At 35.0% G+C, this 575-nt stretch carries 1 protein-coding gene; it reads right to left on the reverse strand.

All coding sequences use genetic code 11. The annotated features are described in order from the left end of the window. Window positions 1–223: 223 nt before the first annotated feature. On the reverse strand, window positions 224–575 hold a 352-nt coding region (locus SD53_RS16600), incomplete at its 5' end, for a hypothetical protein (protein WP_046521317.1).

The raw sequence follows: 575 nt of genomic DNA on the forward strand, positions 1-575 counted from the left end.
TATTATACATTTCAGATATCTTACTTACTTGGTATTGACAACACTTCCCAACTTCACTTGCAGTATGCTTCCTGTCTTTTGAGCTGTGTAATACCATGTACGTACCTCTTTTCAATCAAAATAAAAAGCCAGTGCTGAAGCACTGACCAAAAACATTATTTACATTTACGACCATACAAATAACATGATAACCATCTTGCCCAACTCATTATGTCCACCTCCCTTAAGGTAATAACGCAGTAATTGATGCAGTAATGACTGCAATCATAACAATTGTTACAAGCGCCCATATGGCACCTACGAGCCATTTATTTTGGGCGAGTGTCTTTTCTTCATTTTTTTGCGCAACATCTACTTGCGTTTGATATCTTTCTTCAATTCTGTTTAATATCTTTGTTTGCTCTAAATTCTCATCTACAACTTTATCTTGCTTATCTTTAAGTTCTTTATGAGATTCTCTTAGTTCATTATGATGTTGCTTATGTTCCTCTCTAAGTTCAAGCACATGATCAGCTGTTTCGTTTGCTAGTATTTCAACATCATCAACACGTTCAACTAATTCAGAAAGCTCTTTT

It is taken from the genome of Rheinheimera mesophila, from assembly GCF_000986865.1.
GTDB classification, from domain to species: domain Bacteria; phylum Pseudomonadota; class Gammaproteobacteria; order Enterobacterales; family Alteromonadaceae; genus Pararheinheimera; species Pararheinheimera mesophila.